Origin of the sequence: Pseudomonas guangdongensis (assembly GCF_900105885.1) — a bacterium.
GTDB classification, from domain to species: domain Bacteria; phylum Pseudomonadota; class Gammaproteobacteria; order Pseudomonadales; family Pseudomonadaceae; genus Geopseudomonas; species Geopseudomonas guangdongensis.
Window position 1 is genome coordinate 2,225,471 of sequence record NZ_LT629780.1, and the last position, 26,996, is coordinate 2,252,466.

Here is a 26,996-nt window from a genome sequence, read left to right on the forward strand (position 1 = left end):
CACGAGATACCCGTATGATCAGACACACCATGGCCCTGCTGGCCGCGCTGCTGCTCGGCGCCTGCGCCAGCGATCCGGCGCCCAGCCAGCAGATGCGCCTGAGCGAGCAGGCGCTGGAGCAGGCACGCAGCGTCGTCGGCGCGGACGCGGCGGCGTTGGAGGCGGCGACTGCCGGGCTGGCGGCGGCGCAGGACGCCTACGCCCGCGAAGACTACCGCGCCGCGCGGATGCTGGCCGAGCGCGCTGAACTGGACGCCCGGCTGGTCGAGGCGCAGGCGCTGACCGGCAAGAGCCGCAGTCAGCTGGCAGAACTGCGCAGCCGCATCGCCGGGCTGCGCCAGCAACTGGGGGAGTTGCCGTGAAGGGTTGGAGCCTATCGCTGCTGTGCGGGCTGGCGCTGCTGGGCGGGTGCGCCGCGCAGCAGGAGGCGCGTCAGGCGCTCGACCAGGCGCGCAGCGGTTTCCGCGCCCTGGAAAGCGAGCACGGCGTGCTGGCCGGGGCGCCGAAGGACGTGGCGCGTGCCGGCGAGTCGCTGGCCCGTGCCGAGCGGCTGGCCGATTTCTGGGGCAGCGACGAGGATGTCGCGCACTATGCCTACCTGAGCCAGCGCTATGCCGACATTGCCCGCGAACACGCCGCCCAGGCGCGCGAGCAGCAGGAGATCGTCCGCCTGCAGCTGGAGTTCGAGCGCCTGCAGCTGGCCCTGCGCGAAGTGCGCCTGGAGGATGTCCGCCAGCAGAACCGCTGGCTCGAAGAGGAGCTGGTCAGTCTGGCCACCGCCGAGACCGAGCGCGGCCTGGTGGTGACCCTGGGTGATGTGCTGTTCGATGCCGGGAGTGCCGACCTGCGCGCCAATGCCAGCCGCACCACCCTCAAGCTGTTCCGCTTCCTGCAGCTCAATCCGCAGCGGCGCATCCGCATCGAGGGCTATACCGACAACCTCGGTCGCGCCGAGGAAAATCTGCGCCTGTCGCGGGCCCGCGCCCAGGCGGTGGCCGACACCCTGATCGAGCTGGGCACCGCGGCGGCGCGCATCGAGGTGCAGGGCTATGGCGAGGCCTTCCCGGTAGCCGCCAACGCCTCCTCGCGGGGGCGGGCGCAGAATCGCCGGGTGGAAATCGTCTTCTCCGATGCGCAGGGGCAACTCGGCCCGCTGCGCCAGTAACCGGTCCGTGCCGGTCGAGCTGCGGCTTCGCTGCCAGGCCGGCGGCGGAGCCTGCGATGAGGTGAGGATGTCCGCATACCTGCGTTGCGGCGTGCTGCTGCTGGCTGTGCTGCTGGGCGCCTGCGAGGGCGAGCGTCCGGAGCCGGCGCCGCGTTCCGCGCCCGCTCCGACGGCCCCCGAGCAGCCGGCGCCGCCGTTGCCGGCCGAGCCGCCCGCCGAGTCGCCCGCCGCCCGCGAGGAGGTGCCGGCGTTGCCCGAAACGCGCCCCAAGGCGCCGGCAGACCGCTCGGCGGAGACCCCGGCGGCGCCTGCCGAGCCGGTGCCCGCGCCGGCCAGCGTGGCGCGTCCGGCGCCGCGTCCAGCCGCTGAGCGACCCGCGGCGCCACCGCCGACTGCCGTGCCGGCGGCGCCGCTGGATCTCAGCGTGCCGCGCGAACTGGTCGAGAACTTCCAGCTGAGCGACCCGCTGCCGCCGGCGCCGGCCTTGCTGCCACCGCTGTTCGCGCCACAGCCGGAGACGCCCCAGGCCTTCGAGCTGGGCGGGCGGCTGATCACCAGCGAGCGGGCGGACGACGAGGATTCCGGCTCCTGGCATGGCGTCGAGGGCGCCGAGCTGCAACTGCGCTTCCGGCGCTGAGGCGGCGGATCACTCGTCCTCGCCGTCGTCGAGGCGCTTCTTGGCGTCCAGTTCGGCATTGCGCTCGCGCATGCGCTGCAGCTCTTCCTCGCTGAGCGGCATCTTGTTGGCGCTGTCGCGCAGCAGCAGCAGGCTGCCGGCCACCGAGCCGAAGGCCAGGGCCAGGAACAGCCAGGCAAACCAGGGCATGGTCTTCTCCTCCTGATGGGTCGATGCCCTCACCATAACCCTGTGCGGCGCGGCTGTCTGCTCGCCGCTGGCCGGTGCGGCGGGGCGCGACCTCGGGGCTGGCGGCGCGGCGCTGCTCCGGGGCCCCGACAAGGGGGCCGTTGCGGGCTCGTCGGCGCGTTGCCCCGGAGCGCGCCGGCAACTGCGTTACAATGCGCCGGTTTCTGCCTACAGAGAGCCTGTCATGTCCTGCCAGACCCCGATCATCGTTGCCCTCGACTTCCCCAGCCGCGACGCCGCGCTGGACCTGGCCGCCCGTCTCGACCCGGCGCTGTGCCGGGTCAAGGTCGGCAAGGAGCTGTTCACCCGCTGCGGCCCGGCCATCGTCGAAACCCTGCAGGCGCAGGGCTTCGAGGTGTTCCTCGACCTGAAATTCCACGATATCCCCAACACCACGGCGATGGCGGTCAAGGCGGCGGCCGAGCTGGGCGTGTGGATGGTCAATGTGCATTGCTCCGGCGGCCTGCGGATGATGGCCGCCTGCCGCGAGACCCTGGACACACTGAACGGGCCGAAGCCGCTGCTGATCGGCGTCACCGTGCTGACCAGCATGGAGCGCAGCGATCTGGCCGGCATCGGCCTGGATGTCGAGCCGCAGGCGCAGGTGCTGCGCCTGGCCGGCCTGGCCGCCGAGGCCGGCCTCGACGGGCTGGTCTGCTCGGCCCAGGAAGCGCCGGCGCTGAAAGCCGTGCAGCCGCAGCTGCAACTGGTCACCCCGGGCATCCGTCCGGCCGGTAGCGCCCAGGACGACCAGCGGCGCATCCTCACTCCGCGGCAGGCGCTGGACGTCGGTTCCGACTATCTGGTGATCGGCCGGCCGATCAGCCAGGCCGCCGATCCGGCCGCGGCCCTCGCCGCGGTGGTCGCCGAACTGCGCGGCTGAGGCGCGCGGCGATGGCCGGGCACAATCCCTACGCGCCGCCGCGCGCGCCGCTGATCGAGGTGCCCCTGCCGGCGGCGTTCGTCGCCGGCGACTGGGCGCCCGGCCAGTTGCGGGTGCTCGGCGCGCTGGCGCTGGGTTGTCTGTTCGGTGTGCTGGCGCTGCTGGCCCAGGGCATCTGGGCGGCGCTGAACCCGCAGCACCCGGCGCTGCCCTGGGCCTACCTGCTCGGCCTTCTGCTGGCGCTGCTCTGGGGCTATCTGCTGCTGCGCCTGAAGGGGCTGCTCGGCGACCGCTTCGCGGCTCGCGGGCTGGGCTGGCCGGTGGGCGTCCAGCTGTTCGCCGGGCTGCTGCTCAGCGGCCTCGCCGCACTGGGCGAGGCGCCGGCGCTGGCGCACCCCGGCGCGCTGGAGCTGGGCTATTTCGCCCTGTGCGTGGCGCTGGGGCTGAGCCAGGCCTGGTTCGCCCTCGGCCTGCGGCGCATCCGCCAGGCCTGGACGGCGCTGCGGCTGTTCGCCTTCCTGCTGTTCGCCGGCGGCATCCTCTGCGCCAGCGTGGTGCTGCTGGTGCCGGCGCTGCTGCTCGGCATGCTGGCCTGTCTGGCGCTGGCGCGGGTGTTCTTCGCCGCGGCGGCCGAGCTGCAGGGCGCGCCGGGCCGCTCCGGAGAGCAGCCCGGGCGGGTCAGCCGATCAGGCTGAGGAACTCGCCGCGGGTGGCCGGATTGGCGCGGAACTCGCCGAGCATCACCGAGGTGACCATCGCCGAGTTCTGCTTCTCCACGCCGCGCATCATCATGCACATGTGCTGCGCCTCGATCACCACCGCGACGCCCAGGGCGCCGGTGACCTGCTCGATGGCTTCGGCGATCTGCCGCGACAGGTTCTCCTGGATCTGCAGGCGCCGCGCGTACATGTCGACGATCCGCGCCACCTTGGACAGACCGAGCACCTTGCCGTTGGGGATGTAGGCCACGTGGGCCTTGCCGATGAACGGCAGCAGGTGGTGCTCGCACAGCGAGTACAGCTCGATGTCCCGGACCACCACCATTTCGCTGTTGTCGGAGCTGAACAGGGCGCCGTTGGTGACTTCCTCCAGGCTCTGCGCGTAGCCGCGGCAGAGGTACTGCATGGCCTTGGCGGCGCGCTTGGGCGTGTCGCGCAGGCCTTCGCGGTTCACGTCTTCGCCGAGCAGGCCGAGGATTTCGGTGTAGTGCTGTTCCAGGGACATGGGGTTTCCTGTGGTTGGACAAAGGCGCGCAGGGTAGGGGGCCGTCCGGCCGCTGGCAAGTGCGCGGCGGTCGGCGGATGAGCCGTGTGCAGGGCGAAGATGCGCGCGGCTCATCGCTGCGGGCTATTCGTCGCGCCCTTCGAGCATGGTGCGCTTGAGCAGCACGTAGACCGCGCCGGTGCCGCCATGCTTGGCCAGGCAGGAGGTGAAGCCGAGCACCTGCGGGTGCTGGCGCAGCCAGGTGTTGACGTGGCTCTTGACCATCGGCCGGCGGCCGTCGATGCGCGCCGCCTTGCCGTGGGTGACGCGCACGCAGCGCACCTCGAAGCGCGCCGCCTCGGCGAGGAAGTCCCACAGGGTGGCGCGTGCCGTCTCCACGTTCATGCCGTGCAGGTCGAGGCTGCCCTCGAAGGCGATCTGCCCGGCCTTGAGCTTGCGCATCTGGCCTTCCTGCACGCCGTCGCGCGCCCAGTACAGCTCGTCCTCGGCGCCGACGTCGATGACGAACAGGTCGGACAGACCGTCGACCGTGGTGGTCTGCTGGGTGAGGATGGCGTTCTGCTGGCGCTGGGCGAGCTGCTGGCGGTCGGCCTTGGGCTTGCCGGTGTCGGCGCGCGCCTCGACCCGGATGCGCTTGACTCCGCGCATCTCGTTCTGAAACAGGGAAAAATCGTCGTCTTGCATGCTGGCTCTCCGCAACAGGCGCGCATTTTAGCGGAACTTGGCGCCTGTGCGGATGCCGCCCCGGGCTCAGGCGTCGAGGTCGGCGGCCTCGGCGACCACGCAGGCGAACAGGTCGGCCAGCGCCGCCAGCTCCATGCGGTGCAGGCTGGCGGCGTCCACCACGGCGCCGTCGATGCCCGGCAGGTCGCGGGTCGCGCAGGCGGCAGCGACCACCGTGCTGCGGTAGCCGAGGTCCTTGGCGGCGCGCACCGTGGCGCTCACGCACATGTGGGTCATGAAGCCGACCACCACCAGTTCCTCGCGGCCCAGTCCACGCAGCACGGCGTCCAGCTCGCTGTGGGCGAAGGCGTTGGGCAGCGGCTTGTCGACCACCGCTTCGCCGGGCAGCGGGGCCAGTTCCTCGAGGATCGCGCCGCGCGGCCCCTGGGGATCGAACAGGTAGCCGGGCACGCCGATGTGGCGCACGTGCACCACCGGGGCGCCGGCGGCCCGCGCCGCCTCCAGCAGGCGGTGGATCTGCGCGGCGGCCGGCTCGATGCCCGGCAGGCGCAGGTCGCCGCTGCGGTATTCGTTCTGCGCGTCGATGATCAGCAGGGTGGCGTCGGCCAGGCGGGCGGCCGGATGGGCGCTGCCGGTGAGCTGGAACAGGGTGTGCGGGAGGTTCATCTGCGACTCCGGAAGGATGGGTTCGCGACCATTGTGTACGCGCCGCCGGCCGGCCAGAACACCTATCCTTGCCGCCCCGGAATGCAATTTTGCAGGGCTGCGATGAGCTTCGACTGGAACGACATACCCCTGCTGCTGGCGCTGGCCCGGCAGGGCACCCTGGCGGCGACGGCGCGCGAACTGGGGATCAACCCGACCACCGTCGGCCGGCGCCTGCAGGGCGCCGAGCAGGCGCTGCAGGCGCGGCTGTTCCTGCGCGAGAACGGCCGCTACCGGCCAACGAGCGCCGGCGCGGTGCTGATCGAGCGGGCGGCGGCGCTGCAGGGCGACGTGCGCGGCATGCTCAGTGCCGCCCGCGAGGAGGATCGCCGGGTGGCCGGCACGGTGCGCCTGACGTCGGTGGAGTTCCTCATCGCCCACTGGCTGGTGCCGCAGTTGCCGGATCTGCGCGCCCTGCATCCGGGGCTGGACCTGCAGCTGATCGGCGACAACCGCGACCTGTCCTTCACCCGTCACGAAGCCGATCTGGCCCTGCGCCTGGCCCGGCCGCAGCAGGACGCCGCGCTGGTGATGCGCAAGGTCGGCGAGCTGGGCTATGCGGTGTATGCCGCGGCGGAGCTGGGCGTAGCGGCGGGGGCGTCCTGGCAGGAATGGCCCTGGCTGGGCTACGACGACAGCCTGGGCCATCTGCCCGAGGCGCGCTGGCTGCGCCAGCAGTGCCCGGCGGCGGATGTCCGTCTGCGGGTGACGGCGCTGACCTCGTTGCAGCGCGCCTGCCAGGCCGGTCTCGGTCTGGCCCTGCTGCCTTGCCTGTTGGGCGAGGCGGGCGGCCTGCAGCGCTGCTCGCCGGTGCTGCTGCACCGCGAGCTGTGGCTGCTCTGCCATCGCGACCTGCGCCGCACCCTGCGTTTTCGCGCCCTGGCCGATTGGCTGGCCGCGCGTCTGCAGGCGGACGCCGGACGTCTGGCGGGGGTGTCGGCCGGCGGCGCGCGGCAGCCGGCCGGAGCGGCTCAGTAGAGGCCGAACACGCTGAACTGCAGGTACCAGACGCCCAGCGAGCCGAAGAAGTTGACCAGGATCGCCGGCAGGAACTTGAGGTGGACGCCGAAGCTGTAGCTCTTGTCCAGGCTCATGGCCATGATGCCGGCCGCCGAGCCGACCACGGTCAGCGAGCCACCGATGCCGACCATCAGCGCATTGAGCGCCCACTGGTCGGCGCTCAGGTTCGGGTTGGACATCAGCGCGGCGGCTTCCACCGGCACGTTGTCGAGCACCCCGGAGAACACCCCGAGCAGCACGTTCACCGTGGTCGGATCGAGCACCTCGAACAGCCGGGCGATGTAGCTCAGCCAGCCGACATGGTTGAGGCAGGCCACCGCGGTGATGATGCCGATGAAGAACAGCAGGGCGTTCCACTCCACCTTCTGCAACTGGTCCTGCCAGGGCAGTTCTATGCCGCGGCGCATCAGCAGCCAGGCGTAGAGGGCGACCATGCCCAGGCCGATGCCGATGGCGAACTCGATGCTGACGTTGAGGAAGATGTTGCACAGCACCGCGCCGACCACGGCGAGGAAGCCGACCACCGCCAGTCCGGCGCCGCCGGGCTTGAGGCCGGACTCTTCCGGGTCCACCTCGCGGATCAGGCCCTGGCTGCGCAGCGGGCGCAGGTAGAACCAGTGCATGGTCAGGGCGAACAGCATCCAGCCGATCAGCGACGAGGGGATCAGCAGCAGCAGGCCGGCGATGCTGATCTTGCCGGCCAGCACCACCATCAGCGAGGTGGAGGTGCCGAGGAACCATACCCCGGTGTTGGAGGCCACCACGATGTTGCACAGCGCGGCGTGGGTGTAGCGCTGGTTGATCGAGATGTTCTTCACCGTCTTGCCGAAGATCATCGCCGTGGTGATGTTGTTGAGGAACGGCGAGAGCAGCGCGCAGAGCGCGCCGGTGGCCCAGAACATGCCGCGCGCGCCGAGCCCGCGGGCGAGCAGGAAGCCGTTGAGGGCGGTGAACACGTTCCGCTCGTTGAGCAGCTCGACGATCATCCACATGAAGGCCATGAAGGCGATCAGGCCGAACAGTTCTTCCTTGGTGTGGTTCTGCGCTTCGAGGAAATGGGCAAGGTGCGCCGGATCGGTGACGGCGTAGTGGACGCCGATGACGATCAGGCCGGACATCATGAACATGGCCGGTTTGAACTTGTCCATTTCGAGTTGCGCCTCGAAGACAATCATGGTCATGCCGATCAGGAATATCGCCAGGACCAGCAGGCCGGTCAGCGAGAAGGGTTCGATGCTCATGGGAGGGGGGAGCCTGGAAGGGGAATGGATGGGAAGGGTTCAAAATCGTTGCAAATTGTATCGCAGGCCCTGGGACGCCCATAACAGAAGAATGCACCTACATTCGTAGGAACTGGCAAGTGCCTGGGTAGGGGGGGCTCGGCTAGAATGCGCGGCTACTTTCCGGAGGCCTTCCATGACCGAATTCACCAGCCGCCTGCGCAGCATCCGCGACCTGATCCGCTGGGGCGTCAGCCAGTTCCACGCGCACGAACTGTTCTTCGGTCACGGCACCGACAACGCCTGGGACGAGGCGCGCCTCCTGGTGCTCGGCGCCCTGCATCTGCCCTGGGAAATCTCCGCCGACTACCTCGACTGCCGCCTGGAGGCCGACGAACTGGAGGCGGTGCGGGCGCTGCTGCTGCGCCGCATCGAGGCGCGCATTCCGGCCGCCTACCTGCTCGGCGAGGCCTGGTTCTGCGGGCTGCCCTATGTGGTGGACGAGCGCGTGCTGGTGCCGCGCTCGCCGATCGGCGAGCTGATTGAGGGGCGCTTCGCGCCCTGGCTGCAGGGCACCCCGGCGCGCATCCTCGACCTGTGCACCGGTTCGGGCTGCATCGGCATCGCCTGCGCCCATGCCTTCCCGGCGGCCGAGGTGGTGCTCGCCGACCTGTCCTTCGAGGCGCTGGAGGTGGCCAACCTCAACATCGAGCGCCATGGTGTCGAGGAGCGCGTCTACACCGTGCAGGGCGACGGCTTCGACGGCCTGCCGGGGCAGCGCTTCGACCTGATCGTCTCCAATCCGCCCTATGTGGACGCCGAGGACTTCGCCGACATGCCGGCCGAGTTCCACCACGAGCCGGAGCTGGGCCTGGCCTGCGGCGAGGACGGTCTCGATCTGGTGCGGCGCATGCTCGCCGAGGCCGCCGACCACCTCAGCGACGACGGCCTGCTGGTGGTCGAGGTGGGCAACAGCCAGGTGCATGTCGAGGCGGCCTACCCGGAGGTGGAGTTCGCCTGGGTCGAGTTCGCACGCGGCGGCCATGGGGTGTTCGTGCTGAGCGCCGAGCAGTGCCGCCGCCACCAGGCGCTGTTCCGCGCTCGCCTGCAGGGCGCCTGAGCAACCGGCCAGCCGCATCGCCGGAAGCCGGCGCGGCATGGCCGCAAGACCGGGCAGGCGCCTGGAGCTGACGCAGCCCGGCAGGCGACCCGTTTTCGCGCCGATGCCGGCGGATCAGTGCGGCGAGAGTGCCGCTTCCGGAGGTTGCCGCGCCCTGCAGGGCTGGCAGGCGCCAGCCCCAGGTCGCCGGGATGGCGCGCCCGGGGCTGGGCGCGTCATCGGCCGCAAGGCTCAGAGGCCGGGGAATAGTACCCGGGCTACATCGACGTAGCGGCTGGCGAAGTGCACGGTCAGGCCTTCCTTGAGGTAGTCCGGCAGTTCCTCGAAGTCGCCGCGGTTGGCCTCGGGGAGGATCAGCTCGTCGATCTTCTGCCGCCGCGCGGCGATCACCTTCTCGCGCACCCCGCCGATGGCCAGTACCTGGCCGGTGAGGGTCAGCTCGCCGGTCATCGCCACGTTCTTCTTCGGCGCCTGGTGGCGTGCCAGGGACAGCAGCGCGCTGGCCATGCTGATCCCGGCGCTGGGGCCGTCCTTGGGCGTGGCGCCCTCGGGGACGTGCAGGTGGACGAAGGCCTGGTCGAAGAAGGTCGGGTCGCCCTTGTACTTCTTCAGGTGCGAGCTGATGTAGCTGTAGGCGATTTCCGCCGATTCCTTCATCACCTCGCCGAGCTTGCCGGTGAGCTTGAAGCCGCGGTTGAGGGTGTGGATGCGTGTCGCCTCGATCGGCAGGGTGGCGCCGCCCATGCTTGTCCAGGCCAGCCCGGTGACGATGCCGGTGCCCTGCAGATGGCGCTCCTTGCGGAACAGCGGCATGCCCAGGTAGTCCTCCAGATCCTTGGGGCCGACCTTGACCGTGGACTCGGGGTCTTCCAGCAGGCGCACCACCGCCTTGCGGACGATCTTGCCCAGCTGCTTCTCCAGCTGGCGCACCCCGGCCTCGCGGGCGTAGCCCTCGATCACCGCCCGCAGCGCGCTGTCGCTGATCCCCAGGCGCGCCTTGGGCACGCCGGCGCGTTCGAGCTGCTTGGGCCACAGGTGGCGCTTGGCGATGGCCAGCTTTTCCTCGGCGATGTAGCCGGACAGGCGGATCACCTCCATGCGGTCGAGCAGCGGGCCGGGGATCGAGTCGAGGGTGTTGGCGGTGCAGACGAACAGCACCTTGGACAGGTCCAGGCGCAGGTCCAGGTAGTGGTCGAGGAATTCGACGTTCTGCTCCGGGTCGAGGGTCTCCAGCAGCGCCGAGGCCGGGTCGCCCTGGTAGCTGGCGCCGAGCTTGTCGATCTCGTCGAGCATGATCACCGGGTTCATCACCTCGACGTCCTTGAGCGCCTGCACCAGCTTGCCGGGCAGGGCGCCGATGTAGGTGCGCCGGTGCCCCTTGATCTCCGCCTCGTCGCGCATGCCGCCTACCGAAAAGCGGTAGAACGGCCGGCCCAGGGCCTCGGCGATGGAGCGGCCGATGCTGGTCTTGCCCACCCCGGGCGGGCCGACCAGCAGGACGATGGAGCCGGAGATCTCGCCCTTGAAGGCGCCGACGGCGAGGAACTCGACGATCCGCTGCTTGATGTCGTCCATCCCGGCGTGGTGGCGGTCGAGCACCTTGCGCGCGCGCTTGAGGTCGAGCTTGTCCTTGCCCAGCACACCCCAGGGCACGCTGGTCGCCCAGTCCAGGTAGTTGCGGGTCACCGCGTATTCCGGCGAGCCGGTTTCCAGCAGCGACAGCTTGTGCAGCTCCTCGTCGATGCGCTTCTGCGCCGGCGCCGGCACCGTCTTGCCTTCCAGGCGGGTGCGGAACTCGTCGGCGTCGGCGCTCTTGTCGTCCTTGGTGATGCCCAGTTCCTTCTGGATCACCTTGAGCTGCTCGCGCAGGAAGAACTCGCGCTGGCGCTGGCCGATGGTGCTGTTGACCTCGGCGCTGATCTCCTTCTGCAGCTTGGCCACCTCGACCTCGCGGCGCAGCAGCGGCAGCACCTTCTCCATGCGCTTGAGCACCGGCACGGTGTCGAGCACCGCCTGCAGGTCGTTGCCCGGCGCGGTGGTCAGCGCGGCGGCGAAGTCGGTGAGCGGTGAGGGATCGTTGGGGCTGAAGCGGTTCAGGTAGTTCTTCAGCTCCTCGCTGTACAGCGGGTTGAGCGGCAGCAGCTCCTTGATGGCGTTGATCAGCGCCATGCCGTAGGCCTTCACCTCGTCGCTGGGGTCGGCCGGGGTGCGCGGGTAGTCGACCTCGACCAGGTAGGGCGGGGTGCGGCTCAGCCAGTGGCGGATGCGCACCCGCGCCAGGCCCTGGGCGACGAACTGCAGGGTGTCGTCCTGCTTGCTGGCGCGGTGGATGCGCACCACGGTGCCGTGCTCGGGGAGGCTCTCATGATCGAACTCCTCGGCGCTCTGCGGCGGGTTGTCCATGTAGAACAGCGCCACACAGTGGTGCTCGGTCTTGGCCACCTCGGCGATGGTCTGCGCCCAGTGCTCGGGGTTGACCATGATCGGCAGCACCTGGCCGGGGAAGAACGGGCGATTGTGGATCGGCAGGATATGCAGCCGATCGGGCAGGGCCTGGCCCTGCAGCAGCATGCCGGTACCGGCGGCGCCGTCGTCGTCGACGATTTCGTGAGGGATGTCCTGCTCGCTCATCAAGGGATTCCTGCGCTGATCGTTCGGTGTCCTGGGTACATGGGGGAGGGCGCCGCGCATTTCAACCATGGGCGATTCGCGCTTGATTGTTATGTTATTACTTATTAGCCTCCCCGGCCGCGCGACCAGGGAGCTGGACGAGGCCGCGCCTGGTTTTTCAATCCGCGCGGTCGCACAGGAGGTGCGCCCGCCGGCAACCGAGGTACTGCATGAATCCGATCCGTCATCCGCTTGCCCTGGCCGTGGCCATGGCCCTGCCGTCGAGCCTGGTCCTGGCCGCCGAGTCGCGGCCGCTCGAACTCGAACCCGGCGTGGTCAGCGCCAGCGCCCTGGCCAGCCGCGTGCAGGAGATGACCACTCCGGCCGAGGTGCTGGAGGGCGATGCGCTGGTGCTGCGCCGCGGCGCGACCCTGGGCGAGAGCCTCGACGGCCTGCCCGGCGTCCACGCCGCCGGCTTCGGCCCCGGCGCCAGCCGTCCGGTGATCCGTGGCCTGGACGGCGGGCGGGTCAAGGTGCTCAGCGACGGCGTCGACGTGCTGGACGCCTCCACCGTCAGCCAGGACCACGCGGTAGGCGTCGAGCCGCTGCTGGCCGAGCGCATCGAGGTGCTCAAGGGCCCGGCGACCCTGCTCTATGGCGGCGGCGCGATCGGCGGGGTGGTCAACGTGATCGACAAGAAGGTGCCCACCTACGTGCCGCAGAACGGTTACGAGGGCGAGCTGGAGCTGCGCGCCAACAGCGTGGCCAACGAAGGCGCCGGCCTGTTCGGTCTGACCGCCGGCGCCGGCAACTTCGCGGTGCGCGTCGAGGGCGTCAAGCGCCAGGCCGACGACTACGAGATTCCCGGCGCCGCGGGCGAGCCGCGCGCCGACAAGCAGACCGGCGCCTACAACGACACCGACAGCTACAGCCTGGGCGGCAGCTTCGTCGGCGCGCGCGGTTATCTCGGCCTGGCCTACAGCCGCCAGGAAAACCGCTACGGCCTGCTCGCCCACGAGCACGTCGAGTGCGACCCGCACGGCAACCACTGGCACTGTGGCGAGCACGGCCACGGCCATGATCACGACGCCCACGAGGAGGACGAGCACGACGAGCATGCCCACGGCGGCGCGGTGCCCTACATCGCCCTCAAGCAGGACCGCTGGGACCTGCGCGGCGAACTGAGCGACCCGCTGCCGGGCTTCGAGCGGGCGCGCCTGCGCGCCGGCCACAGCGAGTACCGGCATGCCGAGATCGAGGGCGGCGAGAAGATGGCGGTGTTCGAGAACCGTGCCAGCGAGGCGCGCCTGGAACTGACCCATCGGCCGCTGCTCGGCTGGCACGGTGTGCTCGGTGGGCAGACCACCCAGCGCGACTTCGCCCGCTTCACCGCGGAAAACCCCATGCCGCAGAGCCTGACCCGCAACCACGCGCTGTTCCTCCTGGAGGAATACACCGCCGGCGCCTGGCGCTACGAGCTGGGCGCGCGCCACGAATGGCAGGACATCGATGCCGACTCCGGCGCCCCGGACAGCCGACATCGCGGCACCTCGCTGTCAGCCGGCGCGGTGTGGACCTTCGCCCCCGAGTACTCGCTGGGCTTCTCGCTGTCGCGCGCCCAGCGCCTGCCCAGCGCCGAGGAGCTGTACGCCTACGGCCCGCACGCCGCCAGCCGCACCATCGAGCAGGGCAACCCGCAGCTCGACGAGGAAACCTCGCACAACGCCGAACTGACCCTGCGCAAGTTCGCCGGCGCCACCACCTTCAGCGCCAGCCTGTTCCGCAACCAGGTCGACGACTTCATCTATGCCGCCGATCTGGGGCGAAAACCGGGCGGCGGCTACCGCGAGATCGCCTACCGCCAGGCCGATGCGGTGCTTACCGGCGGCGAGTTCTCGGTGCGCCAGCAGCTCACCGGCAACTTCGCCGCCACCCTGTTCGGCGACCATGTGCGCGCCACCTTCAAGGACGGCGGCGAACTGCCGCGCATCCCCGCCGACCGCCTCGGCGTGCGTCTGGAGCAGCGCTTCAACGCCGCGCTGGACGGCCAGCTGGAGTTCTACCGGGTGCAGAAGCAGACCGACACCGCCGACTTCGAAACCGACACCGCCGGCTACAACATGCTCGGCGCCGGCCTCAGCTACCACGGCAGCCTGAGCCAGGCCGACTACCAGCTGTACCTCAAGGCCGACAACCTGCTCGACGCCGAGGCGCGCCAGCACAGTTCGCTGATCAAGGACGAGGTGCTGCTGCCGGGGCGCAACTTCACCGTCGGCATGCGGGTGAGCTTCTGACCCTGGGTTAGCGCGCCGGCGAGGGCTCGCCGCAGGCGCTGCCGCGTTTCCTGGACTGGAAACGACAACCGCCGGCCCTGGGGCCGGCGGTTGTGTTGCGGACGGTGGATCAGCCGATGGTCATCAGGCTGGCATTGCCGCCGGCGGCGGCGGTGTTGACGCTCAGGGCGTGCTCGATCAGCAGACGCTCCAGCGGGATGTCGGTGTCGCCACGGTTCAGGCCGTTGACGCCGACGATGGCGCCGGGGCGCTGGGCGGCCTTCTGGCAGACTTCGCGCAGCTGGTCGGAATCGCCGTGGTGGAGGATGGCGTCGAAGCTCAGCTCGCTGGTGGTCCAGTCGCCGACCAGCTGGATGCCCTGCTGCACGCCGCTGGGCAGCTGGGCGAGCAGCTTGCGGGTGGCCGGGGTGTCCTGCCACAGCACCCGGCAGCCGACCGCCAGCGCCGCGGCCAGCTGGGTCAGCAGGTCGCCGTCGTCGTCGGCCAGGCACAGCACCCGCTCGCGCGGCAGCAGGCTGTAGGTGTTGCGCTCGCCGGTCGGGCCGCTCAGCACCTGGGTCAGGCCGCTGGGCGACAGCTGCGCATAGCGCTCGGCCAGTTCGGCCAGCGCCGGCTGCTGCTGGCGCGCCCACTCCTGCAGCGCCGCGAAAGCGGCGTTGCCGTGGGGGCTGCGCTGCGCCTGGTCGAGTTGCAGCTGCTGGCTGAGCGCATCCTGCGGACGGGTGGACAGCAGACGATACAGGTACAGCGGGCCGCCGGCCTTGGGACCGGTGCCGGACAGGCCTTCGCCGCCGAACGGCTGCACGCCGACCACCGCGCCGACCATGTTGCGGTTGACGTAGAGGTTGCCGACATGCGCCGAGCCGACCACCTGGGCGATGGTCTCGTCGATGCGCGTGTGCACGCCGAGGGTCAGGCCGTAGCCGCTGGCGTTGATCGCGTCGAGCAGCGCGCCCAGCTCCTCGCGGCGGTAGCGCACCACGTGCAGCACCGGGCCGAAGATCTCGCGCTTGAGTTCGTCGAAGCTCTCCAGCTCGATCAGGGTCGGCATCACGAAGGTGCCGCGCTTGATGTCCTCGGCGTTGACCCGCGACAGCTGATGCACCTTGCGGCCCTTGTCGCGCATCGCCTGGATGTGCCGCTCGATGTTGGCGCGAGCTTCCTCGTCGATCACCGGACCGATGTCGGTGTCGAGGCGCTCGGGGTTGCCCAGGCTGTACTCGGCCATGGCGCCCTTGAGCATGCCCAGCACGCGGCCGGCGACGTCCTCCTGCACGCACAGCACGCGCAGCGCCGAGCAGCGCTGGCCGGCGCTGTCGAAGGCGGAGGCGATCACGTCGACCACCACCTGCTCGGTGAGCGCCGAGGAGTCGACGATCATCGCGTTCTGCCCGCCGGTCTCGGCGATCAGCGGCAGCGGGCGGCCCTGGGCATCGAGACGGCCGGCGAGGTTGCGCTGGATGATCCCGGCGACCTCGGTGGAGCCGGTGAACATCACCCCGCGGATGCGCTCGTCGGCGATCAGCGCGGCGCCCACGGTCTCGCCGCGGCCCGGCAGCAGTTGCACCGCGCCTTCCGGCACGCCGGCCTCGATCAGCAGGCGCACCGCCTGGGCGGCGATCAGCGGGGTCTGCTCGGCCGGCTTGGCCAGCACGGTGTTGCCGGCGGCCAGCGCCGCGGCCACCTGGCCGCTGAAGATCGCCAGCGGGAAGTTCCACGGGCTGATGCACACCACCGGGCCCAGCGGGCGGTGGCTGTCGTTGCCGAAGTGGCTGCGCGCCTGCGCCGCGTAGTAGCGCAGGAAGTCGACCGCCTCGCGCACCTCGGCGATGGCGTTGGCGAAGGTCTTGCCCGACTCGCGCACCAGCAGGCCCATCAGCTGCTGCATCTCGGCTTCCATGCGCTCGGCGGCGCGCTCCAGCACGGCGGCGCGCTCGGCGGGCAAGGTGGACTGCCAGATCTGCCCGCTGGCCACCGAGCAGAGCACCGCGTTGCGCACGTCCTGGGCGCTGGCCTCGAACACCTGGCCGACGATGTCGCGGTGGTCGGCCGGGTTCTTCACCGGCTGGCCTTCGCCGAGCAGGGCGGCCTCGCAGCCGAGCAGCGGCTGCGCGCGGTACTCGGTGTTGACGCTGGACAGCAGCGCCGAGGACAGCGAGCCGAGGCGGTGCTCGTTGGCCAGGTCGAGGCCGGCGGAGTTGGTCCGCGCCGCGCCGTAGAGCGCGCGCGGCAGCGGGATGCGCGGGTGCGGCAGGCCCAGGGTGCCTTCCTGGGCGGCCATCTGTTCGACCTGCACCACCGGGTCCTCGACCAGATCCTTCAGCGAGATGCTGTGGTCGGCGATGCGGTTGACGAAGGAGGTGTTGGCGCCGTTTTCCAGCAGGCGGCGCACTAGGTAGGCGAGCAGCGTCTCGTGGCTGCCCACCGGCGCGTAGATGCGGCACGGACGGTTCAGCTTGCCGTCGGCGACCTTGCCGACCACCTGCTCGTAGAGCGGCTCGCCCATGCCGTGCAGGCACTGGAACTCGTACTGGCCCGGATAGTAGTTCTGCCCGGCCAGTTGGTAGATGGCCGACAGCGAGTGGGCGTTGTGGGTGGCGAACTGCGGGTAGATGAACTCCGGCGCGGCGAGCAGCTTGCGCGCGCAGGCGATGTAGGACAGGTCGGTGTAGGGCTTGCGGGTGTACACCGGGTAGCCTTCCAGGCCGTTGACCTGGGCGGCCTTGATCTCGCTGTCCCAGTAGGCGCCCTTGACCAGGCGGATCATCAGGCGGTGGCGGCTGCGCTTGGCGAGGTCGATCACGTAGTCGATCACGTAGGGGCAGCGCTTCTGGTAGGCCTGGATGACGAAGCCGATGCCGTTCCAGCCGGCCAGTTGCGGCTCGAAGCACAGCTTCTCCAGCAGATCCAGCGACAGCTCCAGGCGGTCGGCTTCCTCGGCGTCGATGTTGATGCCGATGTCGTAGTGCTTGGCCAGCAGGGTCAGGCCGAGCAGGGTCGGGTACAGCTCGTCCATCACCCGCTCGTACTGGGCGCGGCTGTAGCGCGGGTGCAGCGCCGACAGCTTGATCGAGATGCCCGGACCTTCGTAGATGCCGCGACCGTGGGAGGCCTTGCCGATGGCGTGGATGGCCTGCTCGTAGGAGGCCAGGTAGCGCTTGGCGTCCTCCTCGGTCAGCGCCGCCTCGCCGAGCATGTCGTAGGAATAGCGGAAGCCCTTGGCCTCCAGCGACGCGGCGTTGGCCAGCGCCTCGGCGATGGTCTCGCCGGTGACGAACTGCTCGCCCATCAGGCGCATTGCCATGTCCACGCCCTTGCGGATCACCGGCTCGCCGCTCTTGCCGATGATGCGGTTGAGCGCGGAGGTCATGCCGCTCTCGTTGTGGGTAGACACCAGCTTGCCGGTGATCAGCAGGCCCCAGCTCGCCGCGTTGACGAACATCGACGGGCTCTGGCCCAGGTGCTGGCTCCAGTTGCCGTTGGCGATCTTGTCGCGGATCAGCGCATCGCGGGTGGCCTTGTCGGGGATGCGCAGCAGCGCCTCGGCCAGGCACATCAGCGCCACGCCCTCCTGGGAGGACAGCGAGAATTCCTGCAGCAGGCCCTGCACCAGGCCCTGGCGACCGCCGGCGTGTTTCTGGTTGCGCAGCTTCTCGGCGATGCCGAGGGCCAGTTTCTGGCTGGCCTCGGCCAGTTCGCGGGGCATCCGCGCCTGCTCCAGCAGCATCGGCACCGCCTCGGTTTCCGGGCGGCGGTAGGCGGCGGTGATCGAGGCGCGCAGCACCGACTGCGGCAGGATGCTCTCGGCGAAGTCGAGGAACACCTGCAGGCCCTGTTCGGTCAGCGCCTCCAGCGGCTCCTCGCCGGCGGCCACCGCCAGGCCGTTGTGCTCGGCCGGGGTCATGCCGCTCTCGATCTGCTCCAGGTAGCTGAAGATCGCCTGCTTGATCAGCCAGTGCGGGGTGCGGTCGATGCGCTGGGCCGCCTGCTTGAGGCGTTCGCGGGTGGCTTCGTCGAGTTTGACGCCGAGAGTGGTGGTGGCCATGGGGTGTCCTATTATTGGGATGGAGCACTGCAACGTAGCGAAAGATTAAACACGAACAATCGAAGGGTGCAACCAAGTGCAACCTTAATTTTTCGCCGGGCGACGAGCGTCAAGGAAGGGGGGGTTGCAGTGTTACTTTTCTGCACCACAGCTGTGCAGAATCGGTGGGATGCAGTGGGAAAATGCTACATAAAGGAGCATTTTGGGTTTTTCTACTGGCCGAAGGCAAAAAAGTAAAACCTTTTGCCGGAAATTGGTTGCACCTTGGATTCGGGTTTGCCTAGATTGTCGCCATCGAAGGTGCAACCGGGTTGACCGGATGCGGCAGTCGAACCAGAGCCAAACCAATAACAACCGCATGGGATCCCCCCCTCATGAACATGACCAACCCGACTTTGATCACCTTCGTGATCTACATCGCCGCGATGGTGCTGATCGGTCTCGTCGCGTATCGCTCCACCAACAACCTGTCCGACTACATCCTCGGCGGGCGCAGCCTCGGCAGCTTCGTCACCGCGCTGTCGGCCGGCGCCTCGGACATGAGCGGCTGGCTGCTGATGGGCCTGCCCGGCGCGGTGTACCTGTCCGGTCTCTCCGAGAGCTGGATCGCCATCGGCCTGATCGTCGGCGCCTACCTCAACTGGCTGTTCGTCGCCGGCCGTCTGCGCGTGCAGACCGAGCACAACGGCAACGCCCTGACCCTGCCGGACTACTTCACCAACCGTTTCGAGGACAACAGCCGCATCCTGCGGATCTTCTCGGCGCTGGTGATCCTGGTGTTCTTCACCATCTACTGCGCCTCCGGCGTGGTGGCCGGTGCGCGCCTGTTCGAGAGCACCTTCGGCATCTCCTACGAGACCGCGCTGTGGGCCGGCGCCGCGGCGACCATCGCCTACACCTTCATCGGCGGCTTCCTCGCGGTGAGCTGGACCGACACCGTGCAGGCCAGCCTGATGATCTTCGCGCTGATCCTCACCCCGATCATCGTCATGCTCGCCACCGGCGGCATCGATCCGACCTTCGCCGCCATCGAGCTGAAGGACGCCGCGCACTTCGATATGCTCAAGGGCGCCAGCTTCATCGGCGTGATCTCGCTGATGGCCTGGGGTCTGGGCTACTTCGGCCAGCCGCACATCCTCGCCCGCTTCATGGCCGCCGACTCGGTCAAGTCGATCCCCAACGCCCGTCGCATCTCCATGGCCTGGATGATCTTCTGCCTGGGTGGCGCGGTGGCCGTGGGCTTCTTCGGCATCGCCTACTTCGCCGCCCATCCGGAACTGGGCAGCGCGGTGGAAGCCAACCCGGAGCGGGTGTTCATCGAACTGGCAAAGATCCTGTTCAACCCGTGGATCGCCGGCGTGCTGCTCTCGGCCATCCTCGCCGCGGTGATGTCGACCCTCAGCTGCCAGCTGCTGGTCTGCTCCAGCGCCCTGACCGAGGACTTCTACAAGGCCTTCCTGCGCAAGGGCGCCAGCCAGCTGGAGCTGGTCTGGGTCGGCCGCGCCATGGTGCTGCTGGTCGCGGTGATCGCCATCGCCATCGCCTCCAACCCGGAAAGCAAGGTGCTGGGCCTGGTGTCCTACGCCTGGGCCGGCTTCGGCGCCGCCTTCGGCCCGGTGGTGATTCTCTCCCTGCTGTGGAAAGGCATGACCCGCAATGGCGCGCTGGCCGGGATGATCCTCGGCGCGGTCACCGTGATCCTGTGGAAGAACTACTTCGCCTGGACCGGCCTGTACGAAATCATCCCCGGCTTCATCCTCTGCACCCTGGGCATCCTGATCTTCAGCCGCATCGGCAACGCGCCGTCGCCGGCGATGCTCAAGCGCTTCGACGAGGCCGAGAAGGAATACCGCGACGCTCACCTCTGAGCCCTGTCGCCACCGGCCGCCGCGCGCGGCCGGTGCCTGTAACCAGGCACGGCTCCCGCCGTGTTTTACGGCCCGCGCCATGGCAAGCGCGGGCCTTTTTTCGTCCGCGCATCGACTGCGCTATGCTGCGCGACCCTTTCCCCAAGCCGCAGGCCGATTCATGAGCGATACCCCGAACAACCCGCTGCACGGCGTCACCCTCGAAGCCCTGCTCACCGCGCTGGTCGCCCACTACGGCTGGGATGGTCTGGCCCAGCGCATCGACATCCGCTGCTTCAAGAGCGACCCGAGCATCAAGTCGAGCCTGACCTTCCTGCGCCGCACCCCCTGGGCGCGGGAGAAGGTCGAGACGCTGTACCTGCGCCTGCCGCGCGACAAGCGCTGAGGACGCCGCTGTCGCAAGCATCGCGATGCCGTAGGGCACTCTTGCGAATTTCTTAAAGTGCTTGAATGTGCGTAGAATGCCGCCCCTTTCATTACCAGGGACTCGGGGGCTTTGCGCATGTCCATTACACCTTTGTTTCGTATGGATTTGCGCCGGCTGATCCTGCTGCTGGCGATCCTCAGCGCCCTGGTGACCCTGGCCAACAGCCTGTACGCCAGCTACCGCGTGCAGCGCCAGATGCTGATCGACAACACGCTGGAAAGTAACCACGCCTATGCGGCCAAGCTGGCCGGCAGCGTCGGCGACTTCCTCGACTCCGCCCAGCAGCAACTGGCCTACAGCGCCGGCCTGCTGGCCACCCGCTATGCCGATACGGCCTACCTGGAGGCCGAGGCCCAGCGGCTGCGCCTGCAGACCGACAGCTTCAACTCGGTGGTGTTCGTCGACGCCACGGGGCGGGTGCTGGCCACCTCGCCCGATACCCTGCAGATCCTCGGCCGCCGGCTGGACACGCCCGGCGCCGTCGAGGCGCTGCGCGAGCGCCGCCCGCTGGTCAGCGCGCCCTACCTGTCGCTACGCGGCAACCTGCTGGTGTTCATCTCCCATCCGGTGCGCGATGCCGCCGGCCGCTACCTGGGCTACATCGGCGGCACCATCTACCTCAAGCAGACCAGCATCCTTAACCGGCTGATTGGCGAGCACCATCACCGCGACGGCTCCTACCTGTACGTGGTCGATGCCAGCCGGCGCCTGCTCTATCACCCGCAGGCCGAGCGGGTCGGCACCCAGGTGGGCGATAACCCGGTGATCGATACGGTGATCGCCGGAGGGGAGGGCAGCCTGCGCCTGCGCAACAGCCAGGGCACCGATGTGCTGGCCGGATATGCCGGCGTGCCGCAGGCGGGCTGGGGCATCGTCGCCCAGCGCCCGACCGAGGCGACCCTGGCCGGGCTCGATGGTCTGATGCTCGGCGTGTTGCGCAACGCGCTGCCGCTGGCGCTGCTGACCGCGCTGTGCATCTGGTGGTTCGCCCGGCTGATCTCGCGGCCCTTGTGGCAACTGGCTGACGGCGCCCAGGACATGGATCGGCCGGGCACCGCCGCGCGCATCGAGGGGGTGCGCTCCTGGTATTTCGAGTCCTCCGAACTCAAGCGCGCCATGCTGGTCGGCATCGGCCTGCTGCACGGCACCATCGGCCGGCTGCGCCGCGACGTGCAGACCGACCCGCTGACCGGGCTGCACAACCGTCGCGGGCTGGATCTGGCCGTCGAGCTGTGGCGCGGCGAGCAGCGCCCCTTCGCCGTGGTGGCGCTGGACATCGACCACTTCAAGCGGGTCAACGACAACCACGGCCACGATGCCGGCGACCGCGTGCTGCAGGAACTGGCGCGGCTGATGGGCGAGTCCTCCCGCGAGGACGACGTGCTGTGCCGGGTCGGCGGCGAGGAGTTTCTGATGCTGCTGCCCAACGCCAGCGTCGAGGTGGCGGCACAGGTGGCCGAGCGCCTGCGCCGCCGCGTCGAGCAGACGCCGGTCGAGCCGGTCGGCTCGCTCACCGTCTCCCTCGGCGTGGCGCACTGGCCGCGGGACGGCAGCGGCATCGACCAGGTGCTCAAGCGCGCCGACGAAATGCTCTACCGCGCCAAGCGGCACGGCCGCAACCGGGTCGAGACGGCCGATGCGCGGCAGCCGGCAGGTGCCGTGCCGGCCTGAGGCGCCTCACTCGCCGAGCACCACCCCTTCGCGACGCGGGTCGGCGCCGCCGTGCAGGCCGTCGGCGCGGTACTGCAGGGCCTGGATGCCGCTGGGCAGCTCGACTTCCTCGACCTGATGGCCGCGTGCGCGCAGTGTCTCCAGGGTGGCCGGCGCGAAGCGGCCCTTCTCCAGCAGGGTCGGGCCGTTGAAGTTGGCGAAGTTGGGCAGGTCGATGGCCTGCTGCGGGCTCAGTTCCCAGGCGTAGAGGCCCAGCAGGGTCTTGGCGGTGAAGTGGACGATGGCCGCACCGCCCGGCGCGCCGAGGCTGGCCAGGGGCGCGCCGCTGGCGGCATCGAACACCAGGGTCGGGCTCATGCTGGAGCGCGGACGCTTGCCCGGCTCGACCCGGTTGGCCACCGGGCGTCCTTCGGCATCGCGCGGCGCGAAGGCGAAGTCGGTGAGCTGGTTGTTGAGCAGAAAGCCGCCGGGCAGGCCGCTGCCGCCGTCGCTGAGCAGCCGCGCGCCGAAGGCCGCCTCGATGCTGCTGGTCATCGCCACGGCGCGACCCTCGGCGTCGATCACGCTGATGTGACTGGTGCCGTACTCCGGCTGATCCGCCTGCGGCGCCCAGGCCAGCGGCGCGCCCGGCGTGCCGTGTTCGGCGCGCTCCATGCTGCCCTCGCCGATCAGCGCCGCGCGCTGCTTGAGGTAGCCCGGGGCGAGCAGGCTGCGCCAGTCGCCGGCCGGGGCGGCGGCGAACGCCGGATCGGCGATGTACTGCGCGCGGTCGGCGAAGGCCAGCTTGGCCGCCTCGCTGTAGCGATGCAGGAACGCCGCCGAGGGCGCGCCGTCTTCCAGCGGTCGTTCGAGCGGGGGCAACTGCTCCAGCAGGCCGAGGATCTGCATCTGCGTCAGTTGCCCGGAGGAGGGCGGCGGGAAGCCGCAGACCCGGTAGCGCTTGCGCCACAGCTGGCACAGCGCTTCACGGCGCAGCGGCCGGTAGGCGAGCAGGTCGGCGCCGCTCAGCCGGCCCGGGTTGTCGGCATGTTGCTGCACCTTGCGCACCAGCGCCTCGGCCACCGGCCCCTGGTAGAAGGCCGCGCTGCCGTGGCGGGCGACCCGGCGCAGCACCTCGGCCAGCGCCGGATTGCGCAGGCGCTGGCCGACCGCCAGCGGCTGGCCGCCCGGATAGTAGAAGGCGGCCGCCGCCGGGTCGCGCGGCAGGTGGCGGTCGGCGGCGAGCAGGGCGTGCAGGCGCGGGCTGACCGCGAAGCCCTGCTCGGCCAGCTCGATGGCCGGCACCAGCAGGACCGCCCAGGGCAGCCGGCCATGGGCGCGATGCGCCGCTTCGAGCATCTTCAGCAGCCCCGGCACGCCCACCGCGCGGCCGCCCACCGCGGCGGCCATGAACTCCAGCGGCTGCCCCTGCTCATTCAGCAGCAGGCGCTCGTCGACCGCCGCCGGCGCCGTCTCGCGGCCGTCCCAGGCGTCCAGGCGCACCCCGTCCCAGTGCAGCAGGAAGGCGCCGCCGCCCAGTCCGCTGGACTGCGGCTCGACCAGCGCCAGCACCATCTGCACGGCGATCGCCGCGTCCAGCGCATTGCCGCCGGCCTGCAGGATCTGCCGGCCGGCCTCGGCGGCCAGCGGGTTGGCGGCGGCCACCGCGTAGCGCTGCAGGTGCCAGCCGGGCTTGCTCTGGTAGCCGCTGGCCGCCTCGGGCTGGATCGGCCGGATGGCCAGTTGCGGTTGCTGCGCCTCGTGGCTGCAGGCGCTCAGGGCGAGACTCAGGCACAGGCCGAGCAGGCCGTTGCACAGACGGGGAAGGGGGCGGTTCACGGTGGCTCCTGGTGGCGGGCGCCGCCCGGTCGCGGCGTCCCGGTGAAAGGAAGAACCCGCCCGCCGAAGAGCGGCGGGCGGACTGCGGGCAGGTCGGACAGCGCCGGGCTAGAGCGCGTGGCGGGCGATGCGTGGCTCGCCGCCGGCGTTCGGCGCCTGGCAGCCGCTGTGGGCCTCCAGCAGGTAGGGGCGCAGCAGTGGCAGCATGCCCTTGAGGGTCTGTACCGGCAGCGCCGAGGTGAAACGGAAGCGCGCCGACTGCTCGCCGGACACGTAGGCGGTGAGCGTGCCGAAGTGGCGCGGGCCGAGGAAGAACACGAAGGTGGCGGTGCGGTTGCGGGCCGTCGAACTGGTCACCCAGCCGCTGCGGCTGACCGTCTCGATGCGGTTGTCGCCGGTGCCGGTCTTGCCGCCGAGGATCAGCGGCTGGCCGTCGTCCTGCAGCAGCACGCCCTTGAGGCGCCGCGCGGTACCGTTTTCCACCACGTCGGCCAGCGCGTTGCGCAGCGCCGCCGCCACCTCCGGCTGCATGACCCGCTCGCCATCGGTCTGCTGGCGGGCCAGACGGGTCTCGTAAGGGGTGTCGACGGCGAAGTCGAGACGTTCGATGCGCACCGTGGGCAGGCGCAGGCCGTCGTTCTGGATGATCCCCATCAGTTCGGCCAGCGCCGCCGGCCGATCCCCCGAGCTGCCCAGCGCGCTGGCCAGCGAGGGCACCATGTGCTCGAACGGGAAGCCCAGCTTGGCCCAGCGCTGCTGCAGATCGCTGAACGCCTCGACCTCGACCATGGTGCGGATGCGGCTGTCGCGGGCGCTGCGATGGCGGGTCTTGAACAGCCAGCCGTAGACCTCCTGGCGCTCGTCGCGGCTGGCGGCGAGCATCTCGCTGAAGGTCGCCTGCGGGTTCTGCAGGCGGTAGCCGATCAGCCACAGCTCCAGCGGGTGGACGCGGGCGATATAGCCCTGGTCGGGCAGGTTGAAGGCGCCGGGGCCGTAGCGGCGGTACAGCTCGTCGAGCTTCTTCGGCGGCGGCGCGAGCTTGCCGAGGCGCGCCTGCATCACTTCGCCGAAGGCCTCCAGACTGGCCTGGGGATACAGGTAACGGTGGATCGCCGCCAGGCGCGGCGGGCTCAGGCGCAGGCCGCGCAGCAGGGTATCGAGCATCTCCTGGGGGGGCTGCTCGCGATACTTGCGCCAGAAGCGCTGGAGGAACACCGAGCCTTCCTTGTCGGCGAAGCGGGTCAGGTACTCCAGGCGCCGCGGGTCCTTGTCGTCGGTGAGCAGCTGGGCGCTGTCGGCCATCTGGTAGGTGCTGTAGCGCGCCAGGTCGCGCAGCAGGCGCACGAACGGCAGGTTGAGGGACTCGCGCAGCGACTCGCGCACCGTGGCCAGGCGGCCGTTGTCCTCCTTGCGGAAGTTGCTGAAGGTGTGTGCGCCGCCGCCGGTGAAGAACACCTCGCCTGGGCTGGCCGAGTACTTGCGCTCCAGCGCGGCGTCGAGCATCTGCGCGAGGCTGGCCTGCGGGTTGACGCGCAGCCAGTCCAGCGCCCAGCGGCTGAGGTTGTCGCGCTCGTTGGCGGCGCGATAGCGCGCGACCAGCTCGCTGGGCGGCTGGCCGGCATGGCGCTGGTGCAGTTCGGCGACCATTTCCAGGTAGGTGGCCAGCACCCGCAGCTTGGCGGTGGAGCCCAGCTCCAGCTTGCTGCCTTCGTTGATGTCGAACGGTTGGCCGGTGGTGTCGGTCTGCACCCGCACGCGGTTGCCGTTGGGGCCGCGCTCGAACAGGGTGAAGCTGTAGCGCACGTCGGCGGTCAGCTCGGGGCTGAGCAGGCGCTCGCCGAACAGTCCGACCTCGGCGGCGAAGGCCGGATCGCCCAGCTTGCCCAGGTAGTCGCTGACCGCCTGCTGCAGCGGCTGGTTGAGGGTGGCGTCGACCGCCAGGTCGAGGCGGTCCAGGTCGTAAAGCGGCATGCCGAGCTGACGCACCAGGCGGGTGCGGATGGCGTTGATGCCCTTGTCGCTGGCCACCGGCGGCAGCGCCGGGTCGGTGGCCGGGTTGCGGAAGTTCAGCGGCTGGGCCAGCGCCGCGTCGCGCAGCGCCGGCTCGATCAGCCCGGCGCCGGCCAGCACCCGCAGGTGGCTGTCGGTCAGCGCGGCGAGTTCGGCGCGCCCGTCGGTCAGATACCAGGACGGCCGGCGCTGGGCGATGGTCAGCGCCAGTACCCGGCGCAGCGCCAGCCCCTGCTCGTCGAGGGTGACGCCCGGGCCGCCGGCCAGGGCGCGGTTGCTGGCGGCGAAGTCGGCGCCGAACCACACCCACAGGCCGTCGCCGATGCCGTGCACCTCGCCGTAGGCGGGAGCGGCGGAGAGCGGCACGTTGTTCAGGTAGTCGTGGACGATCTGCCGGCGCAGCGGCAGGGTCTCGCGACCCTCGCGATAGGCGCGGATGCTCGCCGAGAGCATCTGACGCAGCTTCTCCGGGGCATCCGGGGTGCGCCCCTGGGGCGAGTGACGGAACTTCTCGATCTGTGTGGCCAGGGTGCTGCCGCCAGCGGAGTCGGTGTCGGCGTCGAGCTTCTTGGCCAGCTGGGTCCAGGCGGCCTTGAGGAAGCGCGGCCAGTCCACCGCCGGGTTGAGGTGCGGGCGCTGGGTGTCGAGCAGGTGGCGGTTCTCGATGAACAGCAGGCTGGCTACCAGCAGCGGCGGGATGTCCTCGAAGCGCGGGTAGTGGCGCTGCGGGTGGCGGAAGTGGAACATCGGCTCGCCACGGCAGTCGGCGATGTCCAGTCCGGCGCGGGTCTTTTCCCCGTAGGGCGGGTACAGGCCGTGGCCGACGTACTCCAGCAGCGGCGGCGAGAAGCGCGCCTGGCGGGTGATGGCATAGCCCTGCTCGTTCAGGCGGCGGATGAACTCGGGCAGGGCGACGTAGCCCAGGCGCTGGTCGAAGGGGCCTTGGGTCGGCCAGACGAGGGCGGGGCTGGCGCCGTCCTCGACGCTGTAGCGCAGCTGCGCGGCCCAGTTGGCCAGGGGCTGCGATTGATGCTCGGAGGTCTGTGCCTCACGCTCGGCGAGCACCGCGACACCGGCCCCGGCGAGCAGCACCAGCACGGCGAAGCCGGCCCGGACATGACGGATGCGCCGGCGTTGCCGGCTCAGCACCTGCTCGTCGGCAGAGGCGGTTTCGGTCTGCGGCAGGGGGGGCGGAGACTGCGAGAGGGTGCCCATGATCCATCCTTTCATCCGAGCGTTTTTATCGTGTTTGGACAACAGCTTAGCCGTTATCGGCGGCCGCTGCATGGGGCGGCGGCGCTCTGGGGCGGGCCTTGGGCGGATCGTCGCGGCGCGCGATGTGTCGTCGCCCGTAGCGCCCGCGTCCA

Annotated in this window: 20 protein-coding genes; 11 read left to right on the forward strand and 9 right to left on the reverse strand. The window is 70.0% G+C overall.

Annotated elements, in window-relative coordinates:
• Positions 1 to 14 precede the first annotated feature (14 nt).
• The 3 genes from BLU22_RS10505 (at position 15) to BLU22_RS10515 (ending at position 1,802) form a co-directional block, all read left to right on the forward strand.
• Positions 15 to 362 carry a DUF4398 domain-containing protein gene (locus BLU22_RS10505; protein ID WP_090214233.1) on the forward strand — a complete coding sequence of 116 codons (348 nt, stop codon included), beginning with the start codon at positions 15 to 17 and terminating at the stop codon, positions 360 to 362.
• On the forward strand, positions 359 to 1,165 hold the full coding sequence (locus BLU22_RS10510) for an OmpA family protein (RefSeq protein WP_090214234.1): 807 nt from the start codon (positions 359 to 361) through the stop codon (positions 1,163 to 1,165). Before BLU22_RS10505 ends, BLU22_RS10510 begins: the two co-directional genes overlap by 4 nt.
• 67 nt (positions 1,166 to 1,232) lie before the next feature.
• A complete protein-coding gene (locus tag BLU22_RS10515) occupies positions 1,233 to 1,802 on the forward strand; it encodes a hypothetical protein (RefSeq protein WP_090214236.1) in 570 nt (189 codons plus the stop codon).
• 9 nt (positions 1,803 to 1,811) lie between these two features.
• Here the strand turns inward: BLU22_RS10515 and BLU22_RS10520 are convergent, their stop codons facing one another.
• Positions 1,812 to 1,991 (reverse strand): DUF2897 family protein, encoded by a 180-nt coding sequence (locus BLU22_RS10520; protein ID WP_090214237.1) that lies wholly within the window; start codon positions 1,989 to 1,991, stop codon positions 1,812 to 1,814.
• A 223-nt stretch (positions 1,992 to 2,214) separates the two neighbouring features.
• Here BLU22_RS10520 and pyrF point away from each other — a divergent pair, with 223 nt between their 5' ends.
• Both pyrF and BLU22_RS10530 read left to right on the forward strand, forming a co-directional pair.
• Positions 2,215 to 2,913 carry an orotidine-5'-phosphate decarboxylase gene (gene pyrF / locus BLU22_RS10525; RefSeq protein ID WP_090214239.1) on the forward strand — a complete coding sequence of 233 codons (699 nt, stop codon included), beginning with the start codon at positions 2,215 to 2,217 and terminating at the stop codon, positions 2,911 to 2,913.
• 11 nt (positions 2,914 to 2,924) lie between these two features.
• Positions 2,925 to 3,608, forward strand: a complete 684-nt coding sequence (locus tag BLU22_RS10530) for a hypothetical protein (protein ID WP_090214241.1) — start codon at positions 2,925 to 2,927, stop codon at positions 3,606 to 3,608.
• On the opposite strand, the gene folE is transcribed toward BLU22_RS10530, so the two are convergent.
• The 3 genes from folE to BLU22_RS10545 form a co-directional block, all read right to left on the reverse strand.
• Complete coding sequence (gene folE / locus BLU22_RS10535; RefSeq protein WP_090214242.1) at positions 3,592 to 4,137, reverse strand: GTP cyclohydrolase I FolE; 546 nt, start codon at positions 4,135 to 4,137, stop codon at positions 3,592 to 3,594. The two genes, BLU22_RS10530 and folE, sit on opposite strands and share 17 nt — an antisense overlap.
• A 123-nt stretch (positions 4,138 to 4,260) precedes the next feature.
• Positions 4,261 to 4,821: a Smr/MutS family protein gene (locus BLU22_RS10540; RefSeq protein ID WP_090214243.1), complete on the reverse strand. Its 561-nt coding sequence runs from the start codon at positions 4,819 to 4,821 to the stop codon at positions 4,261 to 4,263.
• 66 nt (positions 4,822 to 4,887) lie between these two features.
• On the reverse strand, positions 4,888 to 5,487 hold the full coding sequence (locus tag BLU22_RS10545) for a cysteine hydrolase family protein (RefSeq protein ID WP_090214245.1): 600 nt from the start codon (positions 5,485 to 5,487) through the stop codon (positions 4,888 to 4,890).
• A 102-nt stretch (positions 5,488 to 5,589) separates the two neighbouring features.
• Between BLU22_RS10545 and BLU22_RS10550 the strand changes: the two genes are divergently transcribed.
• A complete protein-coding gene (locus BLU22_RS10550; protein ID WP_162274140.1) occupies positions 5,590 to 6,504 on the forward strand; it encodes a LysR family transcriptional regulator in 915 nt (304 codons plus the stop codon).
• Here BLU22_RS10550 and nhaD read toward each other — a convergent pair.
• Positions 6,498 to 7,787, reverse strand: coding sequence for a sodium:proton antiporter NhaD (gene nhaD / locus BLU22_RS10555; protein WP_090214249.1), 1,290 nt, complete (start codon positions 7,785 to 7,787; stop codon positions 6,498 to 6,500). The two genes, BLU22_RS10550 and nhaD, sit on opposite strands and share 7 nt — an antisense overlap.
• A gap of 175 nt (positions 7,788 to 7,962) precedes the next feature.
• On the opposite strand from nhaD, the gene prmB reads away from it, so the two are divergent.
• Complete coding sequence (prmB, locus tag BLU22_RS10560) at positions 7,963 to 8,886, forward strand: 50S ribosomal protein L3 N(5)-glutamine methyltransferase (protein WP_090214251.1); 924 nt, start codon at positions 7,963 to 7,965, stop codon at positions 8,884 to 8,886.
• 231 nt (positions 8,887 to 9,117) lie between these two features.
• Here the strand turns inward: prmB and lon are convergent, their stop codons facing one another.
• Complete coding sequence (lon, locus tag BLU22_RS10565) at positions 9,118 to 11,517, reverse strand: endopeptidase La (protein ID WP_090214253.1); 2,400 nt, start codon at positions 11,515 to 11,517, stop codon at positions 9,118 to 9,120.
• A 209-nt stretch (positions 11,518 to 11,726) separates the two neighbouring features.
• Between lon and BLU22_RS10570 the strand changes: the two genes are divergently transcribed.
• A complete protein-coding gene (locus BLU22_RS10570; RefSeq protein ID WP_090214255.1) occupies positions 11,727 to 13,790 on the forward strand; it encodes a TonB-dependent receptor in 2,064 nt (687 codons plus the stop codon).
• A gap of 109 nt (positions 13,791 to 13,899) precedes the next feature.
• On the opposite strand, the gene putA is transcribed toward BLU22_RS10570, so the two are convergent.
• Positions 13,900 to 17,835 carry a trifunctional transcriptional regulator/proline dehydrogenase/L-glutamate gamma-semialdehyde dehydrogenase gene (gene putA / locus BLU22_RS10575; protein ID WP_090214256.1) on the reverse strand — a complete coding sequence of 1,312 codons (3,936 nt, stop codon included), beginning with the start codon at positions 17,833 to 17,835 and terminating at the stop codon, positions 13,900 to 13,902.
• Between the two features lie 374 nt (positions 17,836 to 18,209).
• Between putA and putP the strand changes: the two genes are divergently transcribed.
• From putP to BLU22_RS10590, 3 genes are all read left to right on the forward strand, one after another.
• Positions 18,210 to 19,703: a sodium/proline symporter PutP gene (gene putP, locus BLU22_RS10580; RefSeq protein WP_090214258.1), complete on the forward strand. Its 1,494-nt coding sequence runs from the start codon at positions 18,210 to 18,212 to the stop codon at positions 19,701 to 19,703.
• A 160-nt stretch (positions 19,704 to 19,863) separates the two neighbouring features.
• A complete protein-coding gene (locus tag BLU22_RS10585; RefSeq protein ID WP_090214260.1) occupies positions 19,864 to 20,088 on the forward strand; it encodes a VF530 family protein in 225 nt (74 codons plus the stop codon).
• 117 nt (positions 20,089 to 20,205) lie between these two features.
• Complete coding sequence (locus BLU22_RS10590) at positions 20,206 to 21,801, forward strand: GGDEF domain-containing protein (protein ID WP_090214261.1); 1,596 nt, start codon at positions 20,206 to 20,208, stop codon at positions 21,799 to 21,801.
• 6 nt (positions 21,802 to 21,807) lie between these two features.
• Here BLU22_RS10590 and BLU22_RS10595 read toward each other — a convergent pair whose 3' ends face one another.
• Both BLU22_RS10595 and BLU22_RS10600 read right to left on the reverse strand, forming a co-directional pair.
• Complete coding sequence (locus tag BLU22_RS10595; protein ID WP_090214263.1) at positions 21,808 to 23,619, reverse strand: gamma-glutamyltransferase family protein; 1,812 nt, start codon at positions 23,617 to 23,619, stop codon at positions 21,808 to 21,810.
• A 108-nt stretch (positions 23,620 to 23,727) separates the two neighbouring features.
• Positions 23,728 to 26,844 carry a transglycosylase domain-containing protein gene (locus tag BLU22_RS10600; protein WP_090214265.1) on the reverse strand — a complete coding sequence of 1,039 codons (3,117 nt, stop codon included), beginning with the start codon at positions 26,842 to 26,844 and terminating at the stop codon, positions 23,728 to 23,730.
• Positions 26,845 to 26,996: the final 152 nt, after the last annotated feature.

What these genes read in the sequence shown, in the direction of transcription:
- BLU22_RS10505 (WP_090214233.1), top strand. Translation starts at nt 15, where the DNA reads ATGATCAGACACACCATGGCCCTGCTGGCCGCGCTGCTGCTCGGCGCC.
- BLU22_RS10515 (WP_090214236.1), top strand. Translation starts at nt 1,233, where the DNA reads ATGTCCGCATACCTGCGTTGCGGCGTGCTGCTGCTGGCTGTGCTGCTG.
- BLU22_RS10520 (WP_090214237.1), bottom strand. Translation starts at nt 1,991, where the DNA reads ATGCCCTGGTTTGCCTGGCTGTTCCTGGCCCTGGCCTTCGGCTCGGTG.
- pyrF (WP_090214239.1), top strand. Translation starts at nt 2,215, where the DNA reads ATGTCCTGCCAGACCCCGATCATCGTTGCCCTCGACTTCCCCAGCCGC.
- BLU22_RS10530 (WP_090214241.1), top strand. Translation starts at nt 2,925, where the DNA reads ATGGCCGGGCACAATCCCTACGCGCCGCCGCGCGCGCCGCTGATCGAG.
- folE (WP_090214242.1), bottom strand. Translation starts at nt 4,137, where the DNA reads ATGTCCCTGGAACAGCACTACACCGAAATCCTCGGCCTGCTCGGCGAA.
- BLU22_RS10540 (WP_090214243.1), bottom strand. Translation starts at nt 4,821, where the DNA reads ATGCAAGACGACGATTTTTCCCTGTTTCAGAACGAGATGCGCGGAGTC.
- BLU22_RS10545 (WP_090214245.1), bottom strand. Translation starts at nt 5,487, where the DNA reads ATGAACCTCCCGCACACCCTGTTCCAGCTCACCGGCAGCGCCCATCCG.
- BLU22_RS10550 (WP_162274140.1), top strand. Translation starts at nt 5,590, where the DNA reads ATGAGCTTCGACTGGAACGACATACCCCTGCTGCTGGCGCTGGCCCGG.
- nhaD (WP_090214249.1), bottom strand. Translation starts at nt 7,787, where the DNA reads ATGAGCATCGAACCCTTCTCGCTGACCGGCCTGCTGGTCCTGGCGATA.
- prmB (WP_090214251.1), top strand. Translation starts at nt 7,963, where the DNA reads ATGACCGAATTCACCAGCCGCCTGCGCAGCATCCGCGACCTGATCCGC.
- lon (WP_090214253.1), bottom strand. Translation starts at nt 11,517, where the DNA reads ATGAGCGAGCAGGACATCCCTCACGAAATCGTCGACGACGACGGCGCC.
- BLU22_RS10570 (WP_090214255.1), top strand. Translation starts at nt 11,727, where the DNA reads ATGAATCCGATCCGTCATCCGCTTGCCCTGGCCGTGGCCATGGCCCTG.
- putA (WP_090214256.1), bottom strand. Translation starts at nt 17,835, where the DNA reads ATGGCCACCACCACTCTCGGCGTCAAACTCGACGAAGCCACCCGCGAA.
- putP (WP_090214258.1), top strand. Translation starts at nt 18,210, where the DNA reads ATGAACATGACCAACCCGACTTTGATCACCTTCGTGATCTACATCGCC.
- BLU22_RS10585 (WP_090214260.1), top strand. Translation starts at nt 19,864, where the DNA reads ATGAGCGATACCCCGAACAACCCGCTGCACGGCGTCACCCTCGAAGCC.
- BLU22_RS10590 (WP_090214261.1), top strand. Translation starts at nt 20,206, where the DNA reads ATGTCCATTACACCTTTGTTTCGTATGGATTTGCGCCGGCTGATCCTG.
- BLU22_RS10600 (WP_090214265.1), bottom strand. Translation starts at nt 26,844, where the DNA reads ATGGGCACCCTCTCGCAGTCTCCGCCCCCCCTGCCGCAGACCGAAACC.